The 652-nt window shown below is 41.6% G+C and carries 1 pseudogene; it reads left to right on the forward strand.

Going from position 1 to position 652, the window contains the following annotated elements:
• Positions 1-380: 380 nt before the first annotated feature.
• Positions 381-652, forward strand: a pseudogene (locus R7Z50_RS28215) (DUF547 domain-containing protein); the annotation flags it as partial.

Consider the following 652-nt stretch of genomic DNA (forward strand, 5'->3'; position numbering starts at 1 on the left):
AAGATTGCTGAGTACGAAGCGAATATTCCAAGCTTCTTGCGTTAAGACGCGTTAGTAAATACACAAATCAAGGGCTGGCAATTGTCGGCCCTTGATTTGTTTTGGGTGACTGATCTCATATCGCTTTGCTTACAGAATACCGAACGCCTCTGTTGAAATTCGTCATCCTGAACAGCGACGAAGGAACGTGATTCAGGATCGACTACCAGAGCGCACTGTACAGATTCATACTGTCTTTACTCAAGAGTTTGTGGGTATTAGATTCCTGATATCGCTTATGCTCCTCGGAATGACAGCGAATAAACGCCACTGATTACTGAAAGAAAACAAGCACTAAACTGGTCTACACTATCAACAATATCTCATTCAAAGGTATCTCTATGAAGCGTCTGTTATTGCTATTGTGTTCTCTAGTTTCTTTCTCGGCGTTCGCTGCACCTAAATCTGATTTATGGCCGTATTGGCAACAATTGAATCAGGCCAACCAAACCCAAATTTCTCATCAGGAATGGCAACAACTGTTAGACAATTACTTGGTTGAACAAGGTGAGAATACTTTGTTTCGTTATAGCCAAGTGACCTCTGTCGATAAAACTAAGCTGAAACAATACATCCAGCGTTTGGCAAAACTAGACCCTCTACAATACAGCAA

Source organism: Vibrio sp. 1249-1 (genome assembly GCF_033340495.1).